Annotated in this window: 11 protein-coding genes, 17 tRNA genes and 1 rRNA gene; 1 reads left to right on the plus strand and 28 read right to left on the minus strand. The window is 48.7% G+C overall.

Annotated features, from left to right (window positions below):
• The first annotated feature begins 126 nt into the window (after positions 1-126).
• Positions 127-363: a small acid-soluble spore protein SspI gene (sspI, locus tag MHH48_RS30160; protein ID WP_076324880.1), complete on the plus strand. Its 237-nt coding sequence runs from the start codon at positions 127-129 to the stop codon at positions 361-363.
• Between the two features lie 82 nt (positions 364-445).
• On the opposite strand, the gene MHH48_RS30165 is transcribed toward sspI, so the two are convergent.
• From MHH48_RS30165 to MHH48_RS30300, 28 genes are all read right to left on the minus strand, one after another.
• Positions 446-2,026, minus strand: a complete 1,581-nt coding sequence (locus MHH48_RS30165; protein WP_076324881.1) for a peptide chain release factor 3 — start codon at positions 2,024-2,026, stop codon at positions 446-448.
• A gap of 121 nt (positions 2,027-2,147) precedes the next feature.
• A complete protein-coding gene (gene zwf, locus MHH48_RS30170) occupies positions 2,148-3,695 on the minus strand; it encodes a glucose-6-phosphate dehydrogenase (RefSeq protein WP_076324882.1) in 1,548 nt (515 codons plus the stop codon).
• Between the two features lie 137 nt (positions 3,696-3,832).
• On the minus strand, positions 3,833-4,681 hold the full coding sequence (locus MHH48_RS30175; RefSeq protein ID WP_076324883.1) for a YwmB family TATA-box binding protein: 849 nt from the start codon (positions 4,679-4,681) through the stop codon (positions 3,833-3,835).
• Between the two features lie 275 nt (positions 4,682-4,956).
• Positions 4,957-5,601 (minus strand): response regulator transcription factor, encoded by a 645-nt coding sequence (locus MHH48_RS30180; protein ID WP_006212655.1) that lies wholly within the window; start codon positions 5,599-5,601, stop codon positions 4,957-4,959.
• Complete coding sequence (locus tag MHH48_RS30185) at positions 5,585-6,658, minus strand: sensor histidine kinase (RefSeq protein WP_076324884.1); 1,074 nt, start codon at positions 6,656-6,658, stop codon at positions 5,585-5,587. Before MHH48_RS30185 ends, MHH48_RS30180 begins: the two co-directional genes overlap by 17 nt.
• A gap of 41 nt (positions 6,659-6,699) precedes the next feature.
• On the minus strand, positions 6,700-7,344 hold the full coding sequence (liaF, locus tag MHH48_RS30190; protein WP_076324885.1) for a cell wall-active antibiotics response protein LiaF: 645 nt from the start codon (positions 7,342-7,344) through the stop codon (positions 6,700-6,702).
• Positions 7,345-7,513: 169 nt separating this feature from the next.
• Positions 7,514-8,200, minus strand: coding sequence for a PspA/IM30 family protein (locus MHH48_RS30195; RefSeq protein WP_076324886.1), 687 nt, complete (start codon positions 8,198-8,200; stop codon positions 7,514-7,516).
• A gap of 1 nt (position 8,201) precedes the next feature.
• Complete coding sequence (locus MHH48_RS30200; protein WP_076324887.1) at positions 8,202-8,681, minus strand: PspC domain-containing protein; 480 nt, start codon at positions 8,679-8,681, stop codon at positions 8,202-8,204.
• A gap of 2 nt (positions 8,682-8,683) precedes the next feature.
• Positions 8,684-9,361 carry a PspA/IM30 family protein gene (locus MHH48_RS30205; RefSeq protein ID WP_076324888.1) on the minus strand — a complete coding sequence of 226 codons (678 nt, stop codon included), beginning with the start codon at positions 9,359-9,361 and terminating at the stop codon, positions 8,684-8,686.
• A gap of 68 nt (positions 9,362-9,429) precedes the next feature.
• Positions 9,430-9,729 carry a hypothetical protein gene (locus tag MHH48_RS30210; RefSeq protein WP_076324889.1) on the minus strand — a complete coding sequence of 100 codons (300 nt, stop codon included), beginning with the start codon at positions 9,727-9,729 and terminating at the stop codon, positions 9,430-9,432.
• Positions 9,730-10,345: 616 nt separating this feature from the next.
• A tRNA-Leu gene (locus MHH48_RS30215) sits at positions 10,346-10,425 on the minus strand.
• Between the two features lie 8 nt (positions 10,426-10,433).
• Positions 10,434-10,510: transfer RNA gene (locus MHH48_RS30220), tRNA-Arg, on the minus strand.
• A gap of 12 nt (positions 10,511-10,522) precedes the next feature.
• Positions 10,523-10,596, minus strand: a tRNA-Cys gene (locus tag MHH48_RS30225).
• A gap of 11 nt (positions 10,597-10,607) precedes the next feature.
• Positions 10,608-10,682: transfer RNA gene (locus MHH48_RS30230), tRNA-Gly, on the minus strand.
• A gap of 15 nt (positions 10,683-10,697) precedes the next feature.
• Positions 10,698-10,772 (minus strand) — tRNA-Gln (locus tag MHH48_RS30235).
• Between the two features lie 19 nt (positions 10,773-10,791).
• Positions 10,792-10,867, minus strand: a tRNA-His gene (locus MHH48_RS30240).
• A gap of 45 nt (positions 10,868-10,912) precedes the next feature.
• Positions 10,913-10,985: transfer RNA gene (locus MHH48_RS30245), tRNA-His, on the minus strand.
• 22 nt (positions 10,986-11,007) lie between these two features.
• A tRNA-Trp gene (locus tag MHH48_RS30250) sits at positions 11,008-11,081 on the minus strand.
• A 6-nt stretch (positions 11,082-11,087) separates the two neighbouring features.
• Positions 11,088-11,172 (minus strand) — tRNA-Tyr (locus MHH48_RS30255).
• Positions 11,173-11,176: 4 nt separating this feature from the next.
• Positions 11,177-11,252, minus strand: a tRNA-Thr gene (locus tag MHH48_RS30260).
• A 22-nt stretch (positions 11,253-11,274) separates the two neighbouring features.
• Positions 11,275-11,350 (minus strand) — tRNA-Phe (locus tag MHH48_RS30265).
• Positions 11,351-11,419: 69 nt separating this feature from the next.
• Positions 11,420-11,496 (minus strand) — tRNA-Asp (locus tag MHH48_RS30270).
• Positions 11,497-11,526: 30 nt separating this feature from the next.
• Positions 11,527-11,603: transfer RNA gene (locus MHH48_RS30275), tRNA-Met, on the minus strand.
• A gap of 87 nt (positions 11,604-11,690) precedes the next feature.
• A tRNA-Val gene (locus tag MHH48_RS30280) sits at positions 11,691-11,766 on the minus strand.
• Between the two features lie 176 nt (positions 11,767-11,942).
• Positions 11,943-12,017: transfer RNA gene (locus MHH48_RS30285), tRNA-Glu, on the minus strand.
• Between the two features lie 16 nt (positions 12,018-12,033).
• Positions 12,034-12,125 (minus strand) — tRNA-Ser (locus tag MHH48_RS30290).
• A gap of 5 nt (positions 12,126-12,130) precedes the next feature.
• A tRNA-Asn gene (locus MHH48_RS30295) sits at positions 12,131-12,206 on the minus strand.
• 155 nt (positions 12,207-12,361) lie between these two features.
• A 23S ribosomal RNA gene (locus MHH48_RS30300) occupies positions 12,362-15,410 on the minus strand.
• Positions 15,411-15,568 lie beyond the last annotated feature (158 nt).

Genomic DNA, 15,568 nt, shown 5'->3' on the forward strand with positions numbered 1-15,568 from the left:
ACGAGCCTAGGTCATCCATAATCATAATGATAATAGTATATCATACTGTCCCGAATACTTGAATGTAACTGCCCTGGAACGGGTACATTACACAATGACCCTTTCATAACAAGGAGGAACATATCCATGTCCATATTGTTAGATCTAAGGCAGGCTGTCATTCATAAAGTCCACAATCAGGACGAAGAAGAGCTGCGCTCCATGATCGAGGGTTCCGTTGACGGGCCTGAAGCTGCCCTGCCGGGACTCGGTGTAATGTTTGAAATGATGTGGAAAGACATGAATGCTTCCCAGCAGAACAGCCTTGTCTCTTCCCTGCATGATCATTTGAAAACCGTTACGCCTGGCAAACTTCAAGGATAATCCCATAGTCAACAAAAAGAACAATCCCCTAAGCTGTGAAAGCTGGGGGATTGTTCTTTACATTGTATATTTATAACATCACTTACGGAGCAGTCTCAAGAAACTGAGCGGTTGGATTCTTGTCGATGGCCGTTCTCATCGCATACTCATTTTCGAACAAGACAACATAGTTATCCTTCTTGTCCTTGACCAGTGTTGAGTTAATCCGGAACTTGGACGGATCAAGATTGTCATCCACGATCCAGCGAGCGAACTGATACGGCATCCGTTGAAGCATGACATCGACGCCGTATTCTCCCTTCATCCGGTACTCGAAGACTTCGAACTGGAGCTGTCCGACAACCCCGAGAATGGTCTCATCGAAACTCACGGTACGGAATACCTGAATGGTACCCTCTTCCGTCAGCTGATCAATCCCCTTCTGATACTGCTTATGCTTCAGCGCATTCTTCACCGTTACTTTGGCAAAGATTTCTGGTGAGAACGTTGGAAGCTCATCGAATACAACTTCACGTCCTTGACTGAGCGAGTCCCCAATCCGGAAAATGCCCGGGTCAAACAGACCGATAATATCGCCAGGGTATGCCTCCTGCACAATATCTCGATCCTGGGCCAAAAACTGCTGCGGCTGCGCCAGCTTGATTTCCTTGCCTACCCGAACATGCTTCACGCTCATACCGCGTTCGAACTTGCCCGATACGATTCGCAGGAAAGCGATACGATCCCGGTGAGCCGGATTCATATTGGCTTGAATCTTAAATACGTATCCGGAGAACTTCTCTTCAGTGGGTTCCACCAAACCGTCCTTACTATGGCGCGGCTCCGGTTTCGGTGCAAGCTGAAGAAAGTTCTCCAGGAAGGTCTGGACGCCGAAATTATTGATCGCACTTCCGAAGAATACAGGTGTTAACTGACCCTGCATAACTTTCTCCAGATCAAATTGGTCTCCGGCAACATCCAGCAGCTCGAGGTCTTGACATAACTGATCATGCAGGTAATCGCCTGCCATCTCGCGAATGATCGGATCCTCATAGCCCTCGACCTTCTGTACTTTAATCGTGGAATGGTCGTCGCCCTGGAACAATTCAACTTGATTCTTAACCCGGTCGTACACGCCGCACAGGTCACGCCCGGAGCCGATCGGCCAATTCATCGGTACGGAGCGGATGCCGAGAACCTGTTCAAGCTCCTCCATCAGATCAAACGGGCTGCGCCCTTCGCGGTCGAGTTTGTTGATAAAGGTAAAGATTGGAATGCCCCGCTTCGCACACACCTGGAATAATTTAATCGTTTGAGCCTCGACCCCTTTGGCTACGTCAATTAACATGACGGCGCTATCAGCAGCTGTCAGCGTACGATAGGTATCCTCACTGAAGTCTTGGTGACCCGGCGTATCCAATATATTAATTCGATGCCCTAAATAATCAAATTGCATAACAGACGAGGTAACCGAGATTCCCCGCTGCTTCTCGATCTCCATCCAGTCACTCGTTGCATGCTTGCTCGCTTTACGAGCTTTAACCGATCCAGCCAGACGAATGGCGCCCCCGAACAAGAGCAGCTTCTCGGTCAGTGTTGTTTTACCGGCGTCAGGGTGGGAAATAATCGCGAACGTACGGCGCTTATCCACTTCCTGCTGCAGTTCATCTATTAGCTTTGCCATTTCACTTATCCCTTCGTAACTAAAGTCATGTATATCATTGTACCACAATTCATACGCAAATCATCCCCATGCGCCGTGCGCATGAGGATGATTTTTAATACGTAAATTTTAGAAAATGATCTTAGTTTTTCAACCACACCACATTATCCTCGAGCTGACCGTTAACCGGCCACCAGTGGAATCCGTCTTCCTTCAACAGCTCATCTGCCTTGTCAGGTCCCCACGAGCCCGCAGGATACGATTCCAGCTCGCCCTGGTTCTCTCTCCATGCGCTGGCGATACGATCCACGAAGGACCATGCGGAGGCCACTTCGTCCCAGCGTGTAAAGTATGTGGAATCTCCACGAGCAGCGTCATGCAGTAGACGCTCATACGCTTCAGGAGAGTTAATGCCCACGATGCAGCTTTGGCAGAAGTCCATCGCTACAGGAGCGATCTCGGATTCTGATCCTGGCTTTTTCGCATTTATCTTCACGTAAATGCCTTCCATCGGATTCACGCGGATGACAAGCAGGTTAGGCTCCAGGGAATGCTTTTGGCCCAAATATACGTTCGTTGGCATCCGTTTGAACTCAACAACCACCTCGGTTGTCTTAACCGGCAGACGTTTGCCCGTGCGGATATAGAACGGTACACCCGCCCAGCGGAAGTTGTCCACGAATACTCTGGCCGCAAAATAGGTTTCCGTATTGGATTCCGGATTAACCTTGTCCTCTTCACGGTAAGCCGGCAGATCTTTACCGCCCGCTGAACCGCTTGTATACTGACCACGAACTACGTTGTTCTTCACTTCTTCATGTGTGGCATACGGACGCAAGGAACGAAGCACTTTTACCTTCTCGTCGCGGATATCCTCTGCGAGCAGACGGCTAGGCGGTTCCATCGCAATCATGGTTAGCAGCTGCAGCATATGGTTTTGGCCCATGTCCCTTAGTGCACCGGCATGATCATAGTATCCGCCGCGCTCCTCGACACCAACCGTCTCGCCAAGCGTGATTTGGATGTTGGCGATATGCTTGTTGTTCCACAGCGGCTCAAAGAAAGCATTCGCAAAACGCATAACTTCGATGTTCTGTACCATTTCTTTACCAAGATAATGGTCAATCCGGTAGACCTCTTCTTCCTTGAATACTTTACGGATTTCTTCGTTCAGCTTGGCAGCCGATTCCAGATCGTAGCCGAATGGCTTCTCGATCACAAGACGGTTCCAGCCTTCTCCGTCGAGCATACCGCCCTTCATCAGGTTAAACGATACGCTGCCGAACAACTCCGGTGCAAGCGCCAGATAAAACAAGCGATTACCCGGTATATTAAATTTCGTTTCCAATTGCTCCGTTTGTTCACGAAGCTCACGGAAACCGTCAATATTGTTAATATCTAAAGATTTATATTCAAAATGCTGTGCAAATGCATTCCATTCACTATCCTGTTCCGAACTGTATCGGCAGAATTCCTGAATCGAACGATACACGTCCTCACGAAACTCTTCCTGTGTGCGCGGACGCCGCGCCACGCCGATTACCGCAAAATCCTCATCCAGTTTTCCTTCACGATAAAGACTGTAGATCGCCGGAAACAACTTACGTCTTGCCAAATCACCAGTCGCTCCAAAGATGAAAAATACAGCTCCCGGTGTCTTCATTGTATCTAGATTTTGATTTTCAGCCATGGCTCCTCATTCTTTCTATGAATTATAGTGTATTTTTATGCATCGGCACATAACTCGATGTGATGACATTTTAGCATATTCATTTCAAGTATGCTATCTCATTCCGTATTTTTTCATCGGAGTTTCAGAAATCATTTTCAATATTCTATTGTAATGACGGGAAATCCGATCGTTATTCTACTACTTTTCTTCATCGAATCTTCATGCACTGCGATCTGCATATGAATCGGCGTGTCGCCACTCATCACAAAAGCACCAAGTGAAGGAACCTCATAAGAACGGCTTTGTGTTTTGTCATCTGCATAATCTTCAACGGAGCGAAGTAAGATTTTTTGGGCTATGGCCTCTTCTACTTGAGCCATTGTCCTATCAACGCTTGCGGTCTCCGTTGCATACCCTTGAATGGACGCATTCCATGTGTTCGGTATGCCGGCTTGCTTCATCATTTCTTGAATCTGCTGCTGTAGGGCCATCATTTCCCGTGTCTGCCCAGCCGCTTCTCCAACAAGCATGGCTCTGATATAACTATGGCCCTCCTTTGTGAGGGCCCAATCCAGATGCACGGATACACCTGAGAGCAAGCCTTCTGCTTGAAACACTTCATTTCCTTGAAGCTGGGACGTCGTAATTCCGGAGAGCCCCATTGTACGAGCCAGGTGCTCAGCTGCTGTCTTAGCTTGATCCTTAGGAACAGAATTTATCATTTCTCCTTGAATTTTTACCGTGAGCATTGCCGAAGGCTCCATATGTTCTTGCCCGAGCGCTGTCAGAAGCGTTAGATCGCTTTCTGCAGCTACCCCGGCTCCAGTTGTTCCATCGATATCTTTTTCTCCCGTTCCACCTGAAGCTGAAGTTGACGCTTCTCTCGTATGCGGAGCTGATTCATTTCGATTGCTTTCCGTTGTTCCTGCAAAACCCGCCATCATACCTGCTGCCCCGCACAGCAACAACATCATCACAATGATCTGTAAACGCATTTTCCGCATGGTCAGTCACGCCTCCCCGTTCGAATCTATCAATCTAGTAAAAAGGATGGCCTCATCTCCGCGGATTTATACCTCGCTTTTTTTAAAACATTCTTCTTCCGGCTTCCCTGTTCATAAATAAAAGACTCCCGATCCGGGAGTCTTTAAGCCTGATCTCTCAGTGTTTACATGGATATGTCATACCACAAGCAGCATCATGGACTGTTTTGTACCACGCCTAGCATGTTGGATCTGATTATGTCACGCTCGTCGCATAAAAAAAGAGCTGGCCTTCCTTACTCAGCCAGCCCATTTTTATAAGCGTAGATGGCAGCTTGGGTCCGATCCTCTACCCCCAGCTTGCCTAAAATATTCGTTACATGAAATTTCACGGTTTTGATGCCTATAATCAAATCATCAGCAATATCCTGATTCGACTTGCCCTGCGCCACCAGTCGCAGCACTTCCATTTCCCGGTCCGTAAGGTCGTTATGCGCCGGAGCTTCATTTTGCGGATGCCGGAATCGATTCATCATCTTGGAGGCAACCTGCGACTCCAGCACCGACTGCCCGCGTGCGGCTGCACGTATAGCATCAGCTACTTCAGAAGCACGGGATGTCTTCAATAAATAACTGAACGCACCTGCTTCAATAACCGGATACATCTTCTCATCGTCCAGATAGCTGGTCAGTACAATGACCTTAAGATTCGGAAACTGATTCATCAATTGGCGCGTCGTCTCGATTCCATCCATTCCGTCCATCACCAAGTCCATCAGCACCACATCAGGATGATATTCCTGCGCTAAGCGTATCCCTTCCTCGCCGCTGCCCGCTTCACCAACCACCTCGATGCCGTCCTCTGTACCAAGCACAGCCGCTAAACCGATCCGGACCATCTCATGATCATCCACCAGCAGCACCTTAATCGGCGTTTCCATCTACATCCCCCCGTTTACGTTCATCATTTATAAGTGGCACAACGATCTCAATTCGAGTCCCTTTACCCGGTGCTGTTATGAATTGTACCGAGCCCCCGATCTCCGTCACCCGTTCCTGCATCGTCGATAGACCATAGGAAGTCTGTTTCTTGTCATCCAATTCAAATCCGATCCCATCGTCCCGCAGCATTACTCGAACAGTATTCTGCCTGCGGTGAATCCGGATGTCCATTTTCTCCGCTTTCGAGTGTCTGAGGGTGTTCGACATGGCCTCCTGGATAATACGGAACAGATGATTTTCGATCCCTTTAAGCAAATGTATGTCATCGTCCATCTCAAACGTAATTTCCATAGGTACTTTAATCCGCAATTCCTTGATCAGATCCTTCAGCCCTTGCTCCAGTGCTTTCCCTTCGAGATAAACAGGCCGCAGATGAAGAAGAAGCGCTCTCATCTCGGACTGGGCCACAGCCGACATTTCCTCAATCAGAGCCACCTGGCGCTGCGCTTTGTCAAAATCCTTATCCAATGTCCTACCCACAGCGGTTGCCGTCATCGAGATGGCAAACAGCTGCTGAGAAACCGCATCATGAAGCTCGCGCGCCAGACGCTGCCTCTCTTCCACAATTGCTGTTACCCTGGCCTGCTCGGCAAGCTGGGCGTTATTCGTAGATAACCGCTGCAAAGATGAAACCTGATCCTCCCAGCGTTTGCTGATCTTCACCAGCTGTTCTCCAAGCCGTCCCACTTCGTCTTCGCCGATGTCCGGCATCACGTCCGTAAGGCTGCCTTTTTCCCAGTTCACCAGTGTTTCCCTTACAAGATCAACTCGTCGTTTTACCCGGTATCCCTGGAAGAAGCCATAGATCGCACCCAGCCCGATCGGCAGCAATACCAGAGTGATGCCGGCTTCGATCCGGTTCTTCCACGTCTCGAATGGTTGAAGATAACCATATGTATATAATAAATATAGGACAACGAGCATGACAACCAATCCCAGAAGGGTCCCCTCACGCATACTTCGGGTAATCATATTTGCTTTCTTTTCCGTTTCCACGGGGCAACCCTCCTGAATGGTTTACACAAGACATACGTTTATTATGTCATTTTTATATTCAAATCTCCGCCTAAATAGGAAACAATAAATTTCACTTTATATTCACTGGCCTCGTAATTGGGTGATATATACCGCACGCGGTTTAATATGCCGGTTTCCTTCCGGTCGTCCATATGAATCGAGCCAAACAGGATCGAGGCTTCGATCTCCACCCCATAATAGTCCGGGATCATCAGATCAATATCCCCCAGCATTCCATGGAACATAAGGACCGTTTGGCGTTCCTCCGGAAGCGCCAGGGACAGATCCACATCCGCTTCTCCAAGTACATGCCACACACTCAGACTGCGCATCACCCATGGAGTCCGGTCCCAATCAAAGTTAGACATAAAGTTCTGCTTCTGAACGTACTTTGTCGTGGTATGGGCTCGCTTGGACTTGCCATAAAAAATACCTAGTGATATCAAGCTGATGCCGATAATCAACATGAGATGCTCCAGCAGCAGCAGTACGGCACCTACTCCGAGCAGAATGTATCCCTTCTTCAAATGGCCTTGTCTGATCTGAAGGACACCTGCGAACATGAGTAACAGGGCGACAATGGTGAAGAAACCAAACCATCGGCCGAAAAGCATAATAAAACCCAAGCTGATTAAACCAACTGCTATCCAGCGGTTTCTGTCCATGTCGCACCTCCTTGATGACCAAGATATAAGCTCGGAAAAGCCATAGCAGTGAGACGTTCTCCACTGTATGGCTTTGCCTGTACTATACGACAATCTCATTCGTATAGCATATCATATGAACATGGTGTTCGAATACGGTTTAATCTTATTTTGCTGACTTGTTAAGGAATTACTCGGACTTCGAAGAATTCCCCATTTTGTTTTTCAAAGCTTGCAGCTGCTCATCAACTTTCAATTGCTTCTCAGCATCCACTGGGCTTGTGTATACTGCATTGTTAGGACGGTATGGGGCGCGAAGCACATCAGCTTCTGCTTCCAGTTGCATGATTTTTTCCTCCATGCGGTGGAAGCCCATCGAAGCACTACCGCTTTCGATCGTATGCAGGCTGCTCACTTGAGACATTTGCTTCTTCGCTTTAGCCATTTGAGCGCGAGCTACAAGCTCATTGCGCTTGTTGCGCATTTTGTAGAACTCGTCTTTCATTTCATGCAGCTGAGCTACAAGTTCTTTCGCTTGAGCCTCGGATTGCAGGTGCAATTCCACGTACTCGGTTTCTTTTTGATCGAAATAGATTTTTTCTTCAAGCAGCTTGCGAGCCACTTCTTCTTGACCATTTTTAAGAGCCAATTCAGCTTGAGCTTCACGTTGTGCCGCCATCTTCACAGCCTCATCGACGCGCTGCTTCATACGACGCTCGTTAGCCATTTGCTTCGCTACTGTTACCTCTGCTTCATGAATTTCTGCCTCCATGTCGCGCAGGTACTGGTTCAACATTACGATTGGATCCTCTACTTTATCCAGCAGTTCATTCACCGATGCTTTCGTCATATCCTTAATTCTTTTAAATACTCCCATGTTATTTATCTCCCTTCTCATAGTTCGAAAGTTTTTTCTTCAATTCTTCGATTTCTTTTTGCATTGCTTTTCTCTCAATATCCTTCATCATCGCATCCAGATCGGAATCCGCAGACGCGTTGTTTCTTGTGCCATTGGGACGGTCATATTTGGGGCCAAAACTTCCATGCTCATTAGGATAGCCTTGACGTCCATAAGCATCGTTATAGCTGTTGTAGCCTGGTCCCGGGCCCGGATGATCGTTGTAACGGTATCCGCCACCATGTCTTCCCTGTGGACCATACGGATCGTGATAGTACGGCTCCTTAGGTACTACAAGGGATGCAATCAGATAGATCAACAGCGTTGTACCGCCTGTGAAAAAGATACTGACTACAAATATGATTCTAAGTAGGGTAGATTCGACTCCGAAATGATCGGATATACCGCCGATCAACCCTGTGAACATCTTGTCTCGGGTGGAACGGTACAATCTAGTCATGGTTACTCCTTTCCGCTGTTATTCAGCTTTTGCTTCAGGCGGGCAAGTTCTTTTTCCAATACAGTGGAGACTGTTTCACCAGCCTGATCCATGTATTCCTGCCCCATGCGGCGTAAATCGCGAAGACTTCTGGCTTCCAGTTCCCAGTCGCTGATACGGTCTTCGAGACGATTGAACATCTTCGGTACATCAGGACCGCCGCCATAGGAGCCTGTACGTTCATTCATTTTTTGCTGAAGACGAAGGGTTTCCACTCGGGCAACATAATACTGACGTTTGCTGTATACCGTCTGATATTCCATCCGCAGCTCGCCGAGCTGCTCCTCGATTTCTTTTAACGATTCCAGGCTTGAGGACAACAGGCCTTGATACTGTTCAATCTTTTCCTCATAGATCAGCTTCTCCTGCAATGCCAGCTTGGCAAGATGTTCTTCACCGGCCTTCAGTGCAAGCAGTGCCTGCTCTTCGCGTTTATATCGCATGGTTTCTGCTTGATCCACCTGCTGCTTCAGCTGTCTGGAATGTACTTGACATTGCTGCTGCAGCTTCTCAGCCTCAGCAATGTCCTGTCTGGTTGAATGTAGGAACTGGTCGATCAATCGAACCGGATCCTGGCTCTGCTCGAGCTTTTCATTCAATGTTGCTACGGTTATGTCTCTTATCCGCCGGAAAACACTCATATTCGCTTAGCCCTCCTCATCTATCATGATCTGTTGTTTTTGCATGTTATTTAATGTAGTGGTTTTTATCAATAACGGGGTCTACCATTCTTCAATCGGGACACCCCGTAGATGATCAAGATGATTCCAAGGATCGGACCGATCAGCCAAGACAGTTTACCCATCAACCAGATCACACCGATACCGAGAATAACCCATCCCATCAAGGTGTTACCTCTCCGGATCCCGTAGTATCCCAAAGCGACCATCAGGATTGGAATTACAAGACTGAACAACCATCCAAGCAGAGGACCGAATACTCCCAGGAGAACCAAGATCCCTACACCAATCAACAGGATACTCATTCCATTTCCTTTTGAATTTCTCATTTATACACCGCCTTTCTGTTGTTTGATCGTTGTTTCATTTGTTCAACCTTATGACTCTATTCTAGGTAATTTCGAGTTTAACTAAAACGGCCTGGGGACGGTTTTTGCACCTAGACCTAAGGCGGGGCCTCCTATAGACCTGCGTCCAACCCTGCACTGGATCAATGATTCGATAAGCTGACCTGTGTGGATGAATCCTCCGGTATCCTTGCTTTTGTTTTACCTAATAAAGAGACGTGGTTTCTAATGTTAGTTTAGTTTGATGAGTATAGCTTCAGCTCTAAGGTGATAGTAGTAAAGCCCGTGGAACGGTAGGTTAAGGTAGCGGTAGGATGAAGCATGGGGCCGAATATGAAAATCATGAAGAAGGATAGCATAGTAAAGGAAATGAGATTGATCTAAGGAGGTTGCATCTCAGAAGTTTGCATAGGATTAAGGTGTATTGCTTGCGAGTAATAAAATGAAGTGACATAACACTTAAGCTCATCAAGATTAGCCTTTTATCATGAAGAGTAACGGATCTTCAGCTTAGCTGCTACCGAGCAACGAAGCTATCGATGTAGATGCAACGAAAAAAGGAATGCAGACGTTTATAGTCTACATTCCTTTTGGATGATGCCGGTGAAGGGACTCGAACCCCCACGGTTTCCCTCACGATTTTGAGTCGCGCGCGTCTGCCAATTCCGCCACACCGGCTTACTTTATGGCGTGCCCTAAGAGATTCGAACTCCTGACCTTTTGATTCGTAGTCAAACGCTCTATCCAGCTGAGCTAAGGGCACATAGTTTTGTTATGGAGGCGCCACCCAGATTCGAACTGGGGATAAAGCTTTTGCAGAGCTGTGCCTTACCACTTGGCTATGGCGCCAGAAATAAAAATGGAGCGGACGACGGGAATCGAACCCGCGACCCTCGCCTTGGCAAGGCGATGCTCTACCGCTGAGCCACGTCCGCAAACATAAAAATCAATGGCTGGGGATATAGGATTCGAACCTATGCATGACGGAGTCAAAGTCCGTTGCCTTACCGCTTGGCTAATCCCCAACATTTTTTAAAAAAACTATGGGGCGACCGATGGGTCTCGAACCCACGAATGCCGGAACCACAATCCGGTGCGTTAACCCCTTCGCCACGATCGCCATAATGTAATAGTTTTTTTAGAGAATAATCATAATGAAATAATGGGCGACCGATGGGTCTCGAACCCACGAATGCCGGAACCACAATCCGGTGCGTTAACCCCTTCGCCACGATCGCCAAGTTCATTATAAATATTCAATGGCAGGGGCAGCAGGAATTGAACCCACACCAACGGTTTTGGAGACCGTTGTTCTACCTTTAAACTATGCCCCTAAAAACTGGTGGAGGATGATGGATTCGAACCACCGAACTCGAAGAGAGCAGATTTACAGTCTGCCGTGTTTAGCCACTTCACTAATCCTCCAGAATGGTGCCGGCGAGAGGACTTGAACCCCCAACCTACTGATTACAAGTCAGTTGCTCTACCAATTGAGCTACACCGGCATATAAAGTTATAAAACGTACATGGTGGCTCGGGACGGAATCGAACCGCCGACACGAGGATTTTCAGTCCTCTGCTCTACCGACTGAGCTACCGAGCCTTAAAGCTCTTCGCGAACTTTGACGGAACCCAATATCGGATACTCATCTCATCCCAAAGTTATAAATAATGGCGGAACTGACGGGATTCGAACCCGCGATCTCCTGCGTGACAGGCAGGCATGTTAGGCCTCTACACCACAGTTCCATGAGGCATTATCGCTATCGCGATATAAATTGGTTGCGGGGGCAGGATTTGAACCTACGACCTTCGGGTTATGAGCCCGACGAGCTACCGAACTGCTCCACCCCGCGTCATTAAAAGGGTTGCTTGTATGGGTTCCCCGAAAAGTAATCGGAATTACTTGCGAAGCATGAGCTTCACTTTTTGGGGATAAATCATGGTGGAGGCTGAGGGGATCGAACCCCCGACCCTCTGCTTGTAAGGCAGATGCTCTCCCAGCTGAGCTAAGCCTCCATAACAAAGCGACTTTAATCATACCAAAATCTGATATAAGAAGCAAGTGTTTTTCAAAAGAAATTGGTGACCCGTAGGGGATACTCTCACTTCGTTCGAGACTGCGAAGCCTATACTTACGAAGTTATCCTCCGACGAACCGACGGGATTCTCATCCCCTGATGCAATAAAGAAAGTGGTGACCCGTAGGGGATTCGAACCCCTGTTACCTCCGTGAAAGGGAGGTGTCTTAACCCCTTGACCAACGGGCCTTGCTTGAAATAATAGTGGCGGAGAGAGAGGGATTCGAACCCTCGAGACGCTTTTGGCGCCTACACGATTTCCAATCGTGCTCCTTCGGCCAACTCGGACACCTCTCCATAAGTGGCTCCCCGAACAGGACTCGAACCTGTGACAACTCGATTAACAGTCGAGTGCTCTACCAACTGAGCTATCAGGGAACAATATTTAATTCAAGTGATTGATCACCTGAAAACTAGATACGAAACGAATTTGCGTGTTTTAGAATCCGTAGCATTTCCCCCATGCAATATCGGGGTCCCCGGAAAGTATTCGGCGTTGCTTCAAAGCTTCGCTTCACTTTTTGGGGTGTTTTTTGGATAAGCCCTCGACCGATTAGTATTGGTCAGCTCCATGCATTGCTGCACTTCCACCTCCAACCTATCTACCTCGTGGTCTTCAAGGGGTCTTACGAATTGGGAAATCTCATCTTGAGGGGGGCTTCACGCTTAGATGCTTTCAGCGCTTATCCCTTCCGTACGTAGCTACCCAGCCATGCTCCTGGCGGAACAACTGGTGCACCAGCGGTACGTCCATCCCGGTCCTCTCGTACTAAGGACAGCTCCTCTCAAATTTCCTACGCCCACGACAGATAGGGACCGAACTGTCTCACGACGTTCTGAACCCAGCTCGCGTACCGCTTTAATGGGCGAACAGCCCAACCCTTGGGACCTACTTCAGCCCCAGGATGCGATGAGCCGACATCGAGGTGCCAAACCTCCCCGTCGATGTGGACTCTTGGGGGAGATAAGCCTGTTATCCCCAGGGTAGCTTTTATCCGTTGAGCGATGGCCCTTCCATGCGGTACCACCGGATCACTAAGCCCGACTTTCGTCCCTGCTCGACTTGTAGGTCTCGCAGTCAAGCTCCCTTATGCCTTTGCACTCTTCGAATGATTTCCAACCATTCTGAGGGAACCTTGGGGCGCCTCCGTTACTCTTTAGGAGGCGACCGCCCCAGTCAAACTGCCCGCCTGACACTGTCCCCGTACCGGATTACGGTACCAGGTTAGAACCTAGATACGATCAGGGTGGTATCCCAACGTCGCCTCCACACAAGCTGGCGCTCATGCTTCAAAGGCTCCCACCTATCCTGTACAGATCGTACCCAAATCCAATATCAAGCTGCAGTAAAGCTCCATGGGGTCTTTCCGTCTTGTCGCGGGTAACCTGCATCTTCACAGGTATTAAAATTTCACCGGATCTCTCGTTGAGACAGCGCCCAAGTCGTTACGCCATTCGTGCGGGTCAGAATTTACCTGACAAGGAATTTCGCTACCTTAGGACCGTTATAGTTACGGCCGCCGTTTACTGGGGCTTCGGTTCACAGCTTCGGGATTACTCCCTAACCGCTCCCCTTAACCTTCCAGCACCGGGCAGGCGTCAGCCCGTATACTTCGCCTTACGGCTTCGCACAGACCTGTGTTTTTGCTAAACAGTCGCTTGGGCCTTTTCACTGCGGCCCCCTCGGGCTATTCACCCTACCGAGGCACCCCTTCTCCCGAAGTTACGGGGTCATTTTGCCGAGTTCCTTAACGAGAGTTCTTCCGCGCGCCTTAGAATTCTCTTCTCGCCTACCTGTGTCGGTTTGCGGTACGGGCACCTTCACCTGACTAGAGGCTTTTCTTGGCAGTGTGAGATCATGACCTTCGCTACTATAATTTTCACTCCCCATCACAGCCCAGCCTTATCGATGTGCGGATTTGCCTACACATCAGCCTCACTGCTTGGACGGACATCCATCAGTCCGCGTCACTACCCTCCTGCGTCACCCCATCGTTCATAACGGTTTACGGTGGTACAGGAATTTCAACCTGTTGTCCTTCGATTACGCCTTTCGGCCTCACCTTAGGTCCCGACTTACCCTGAGCGGACGAGCCTTCCTCAGGAAACCTTGGGCTTTCGGCGGATCAGATTCTCACTGATCTTTTCGTTACTCATACCGGCATTCTCACTTGTGTACTCTCCAGCGCTCCTTACGGTACACCTTCAACGCATACACAACGCTCCCCTACCCCTGAATCGACTTCACTCCGCCTTCGAAGTGTGTTTATCCCCTGAGAGCATTTGGTCATCCTTGATTTCATCTCAAGTCTGACAAAAATGTTCATCTCAGTCTCACTACCTCAAAGAAGCAGTGAAGTCGATTCAAGCCATAGCTTCGGTGGTGTGTTTAGCCCCGTTACATTTTCGGCGCAGAGTCACTCGACCAGTGAGCTATTACGCACTCTTTAAATGGTGGCTGCTTCTAAGCCAACATCCTGGTTGTCTGTGCAACTCCACATCCTTTCCCACTTAACACACACTTGGGGACCTTAGCTGATGGTCTGGGCTGTTTCCCTTTTGACAATGGATCTTAGCACTCACTGTCTGACTCCCGGATATAAGTCTATGGCATTCGGAGTTTGACTGAGCTTGGTAACCCTTGCGGGCCCCGCACCCAATCAGTGCTCTACCTCCACGACTCTCAATTCCGAGGCTAGCCCTAAAGCTATTTCGGGGAGAACCAGCTATCTCCGAGTTCGATTGGAATTTCTCCGCTACCCCCACCTCATCCCCGCATTTTTCAACATACGTGGGTTCGGGCCTCCAGTGCGTGTTACCGCACCTTCACCCTGGACAGGGGTAGATCACACGGTTTCGGGTCTACGTCCACATACTAAGTCGCCCTATTCAGACTCGCTTTCGCTGCGGCTACGGCTTCTCGCCTTAACCTTGCATGGGAACGTAACTCGCCGGTTCATTCTACAAAAGGCACGCCATCACCCTTAAGAATCGGGCTCTGACTTCTTGTAAGCACACGGTTTCAGGATCTATTTCACTCCCCTTCCGGGGTGCTTTTCACCTTTCCCTCACGGTACTGTTTCACTATCGGTCGCTAGGGAGTATTTAGCCTTAGCAGATGGTCCTGCTGGATTCATACGGGGTTTCACGTGCCCCGCACTACTCGGGATCCGTCTCGGAGGGAATATACTTTCGGCTACAGGGCTTTTACCTCTTATAGCGGGCCTTTCCAGACCTCTTCGCCTAATAAATTCCTTTGTAACTCCATGTGAGACGTCCCACAACCCCAGAGAGCAAGCTCTCTGGTTTAGGCTGTTCCGCGTTCGCTCGCCGCTACTGACGGAATCACTCTTGTTTTCTCTTCCTCCAGGTACTTAGATGTTTCAGTTCCCTGGGTATGCCTCCTCGTATCCTATGTATTCAGATACGGGTAACTGACTATTACATCAGCTGGGTTTCCCCATTCGGACATCCCCGGATCGAAGCTTGCTTACAGCTCCCCGAGGCAGTATCGTTGTTCGCCACGTCCTTCTTCGGCTCCTAGCGCCTAGGCATCCTCCGTGTGCTCTTAGTAGCTTAACCAATTGCTCCGGTTATATGGATCGATGATCCCAAAACCTTCGCTGCTACTTTTATAAAAACTTGATCAATTACTTGACACAAGTTCAGCTAAAAGAATATTTCTAATTGCGCAAATTCGTTTCGTTATCTAGTTTTCAAGGATCAAATGAGAGTTGAAC

Source organism: Paenibacillus sp. FSL F4-0100 (genome assembly GCF_037993005.1).
Lineage (GTDB): Bacteria > Bacillota > Bacilli > Paenibacillales > Paenibacillaceae > Paenibacillus_AQ.

Excerpts from the sequence above, each read along its gene's own strand:
- sspI (WP_076324880.1), top strand. The coding sequence starts at position 127 with ATGTCCATATTGTTAGATCTAAGGCAGGCTGTCATTCATAAAGTCCAC.
- MHH48_RS30165 (WP_076324881.1), bottom strand. The coding sequence starts at position 2,026 with ATGGCAAAGCTAATAGATGAACTGCAGCAGGAAGTGGATAAGCGCCGT.
- zwf (WP_076324882.1), bottom strand. The coding sequence starts at position 3,695 with ATGGCTGAAAATCAAAATCTAGATACAATGAAGACACCGGGAGCTGTA.
- MHH48_RS30175 (WP_076324883.1), bottom strand. The coding sequence starts at position 4,681 with ATGCGGAAAATGCGTTTACAGATCATTGTGATGATGTTGTTGCTGTGC.
- MHH48_RS30180 (WP_006212655.1), bottom strand. The coding sequence starts at position 5,601 with ATGGAAACGCCGATTAAGGTGCTGCTGGTGGATGATCATGAGATGGTC.
- liaF (WP_076324885.1), bottom strand. The coding sequence starts at position 7,344 with ATGGACAGAAACCGCTGGATAGCAGTTGGTTTAATCAGCTTGGGTTTT.
- MHH48_RS30195 (WP_076324886.1), bottom strand. The coding sequence starts at position 8,200 with ATGGGAGTATTTAAAAGAATTAAGGATATGACGAAAGCATCGGTGAAT.
- MHH48_RS30200 (WP_076324887.1), bottom strand. The coding sequence starts at position 8,681 with ATGACTAGATTGTACCGTTCCACCCGAGACAAGATGTTCACAGGGTTG.
- MHH48_RS30205 (WP_076324888.1), bottom strand. The coding sequence starts at position 9,361 with ATGAGTGTTTTCCGGCGGATAAGAGACATAACCGTAGCAACATTGAAT.
- MHH48_RS30210 (WP_076324889.1), bottom strand. The coding sequence starts at position 9,729 with ATGAGAAATTCAAAAGGAAATGGAATGAGTATCCTGTTGATTGGTGTA.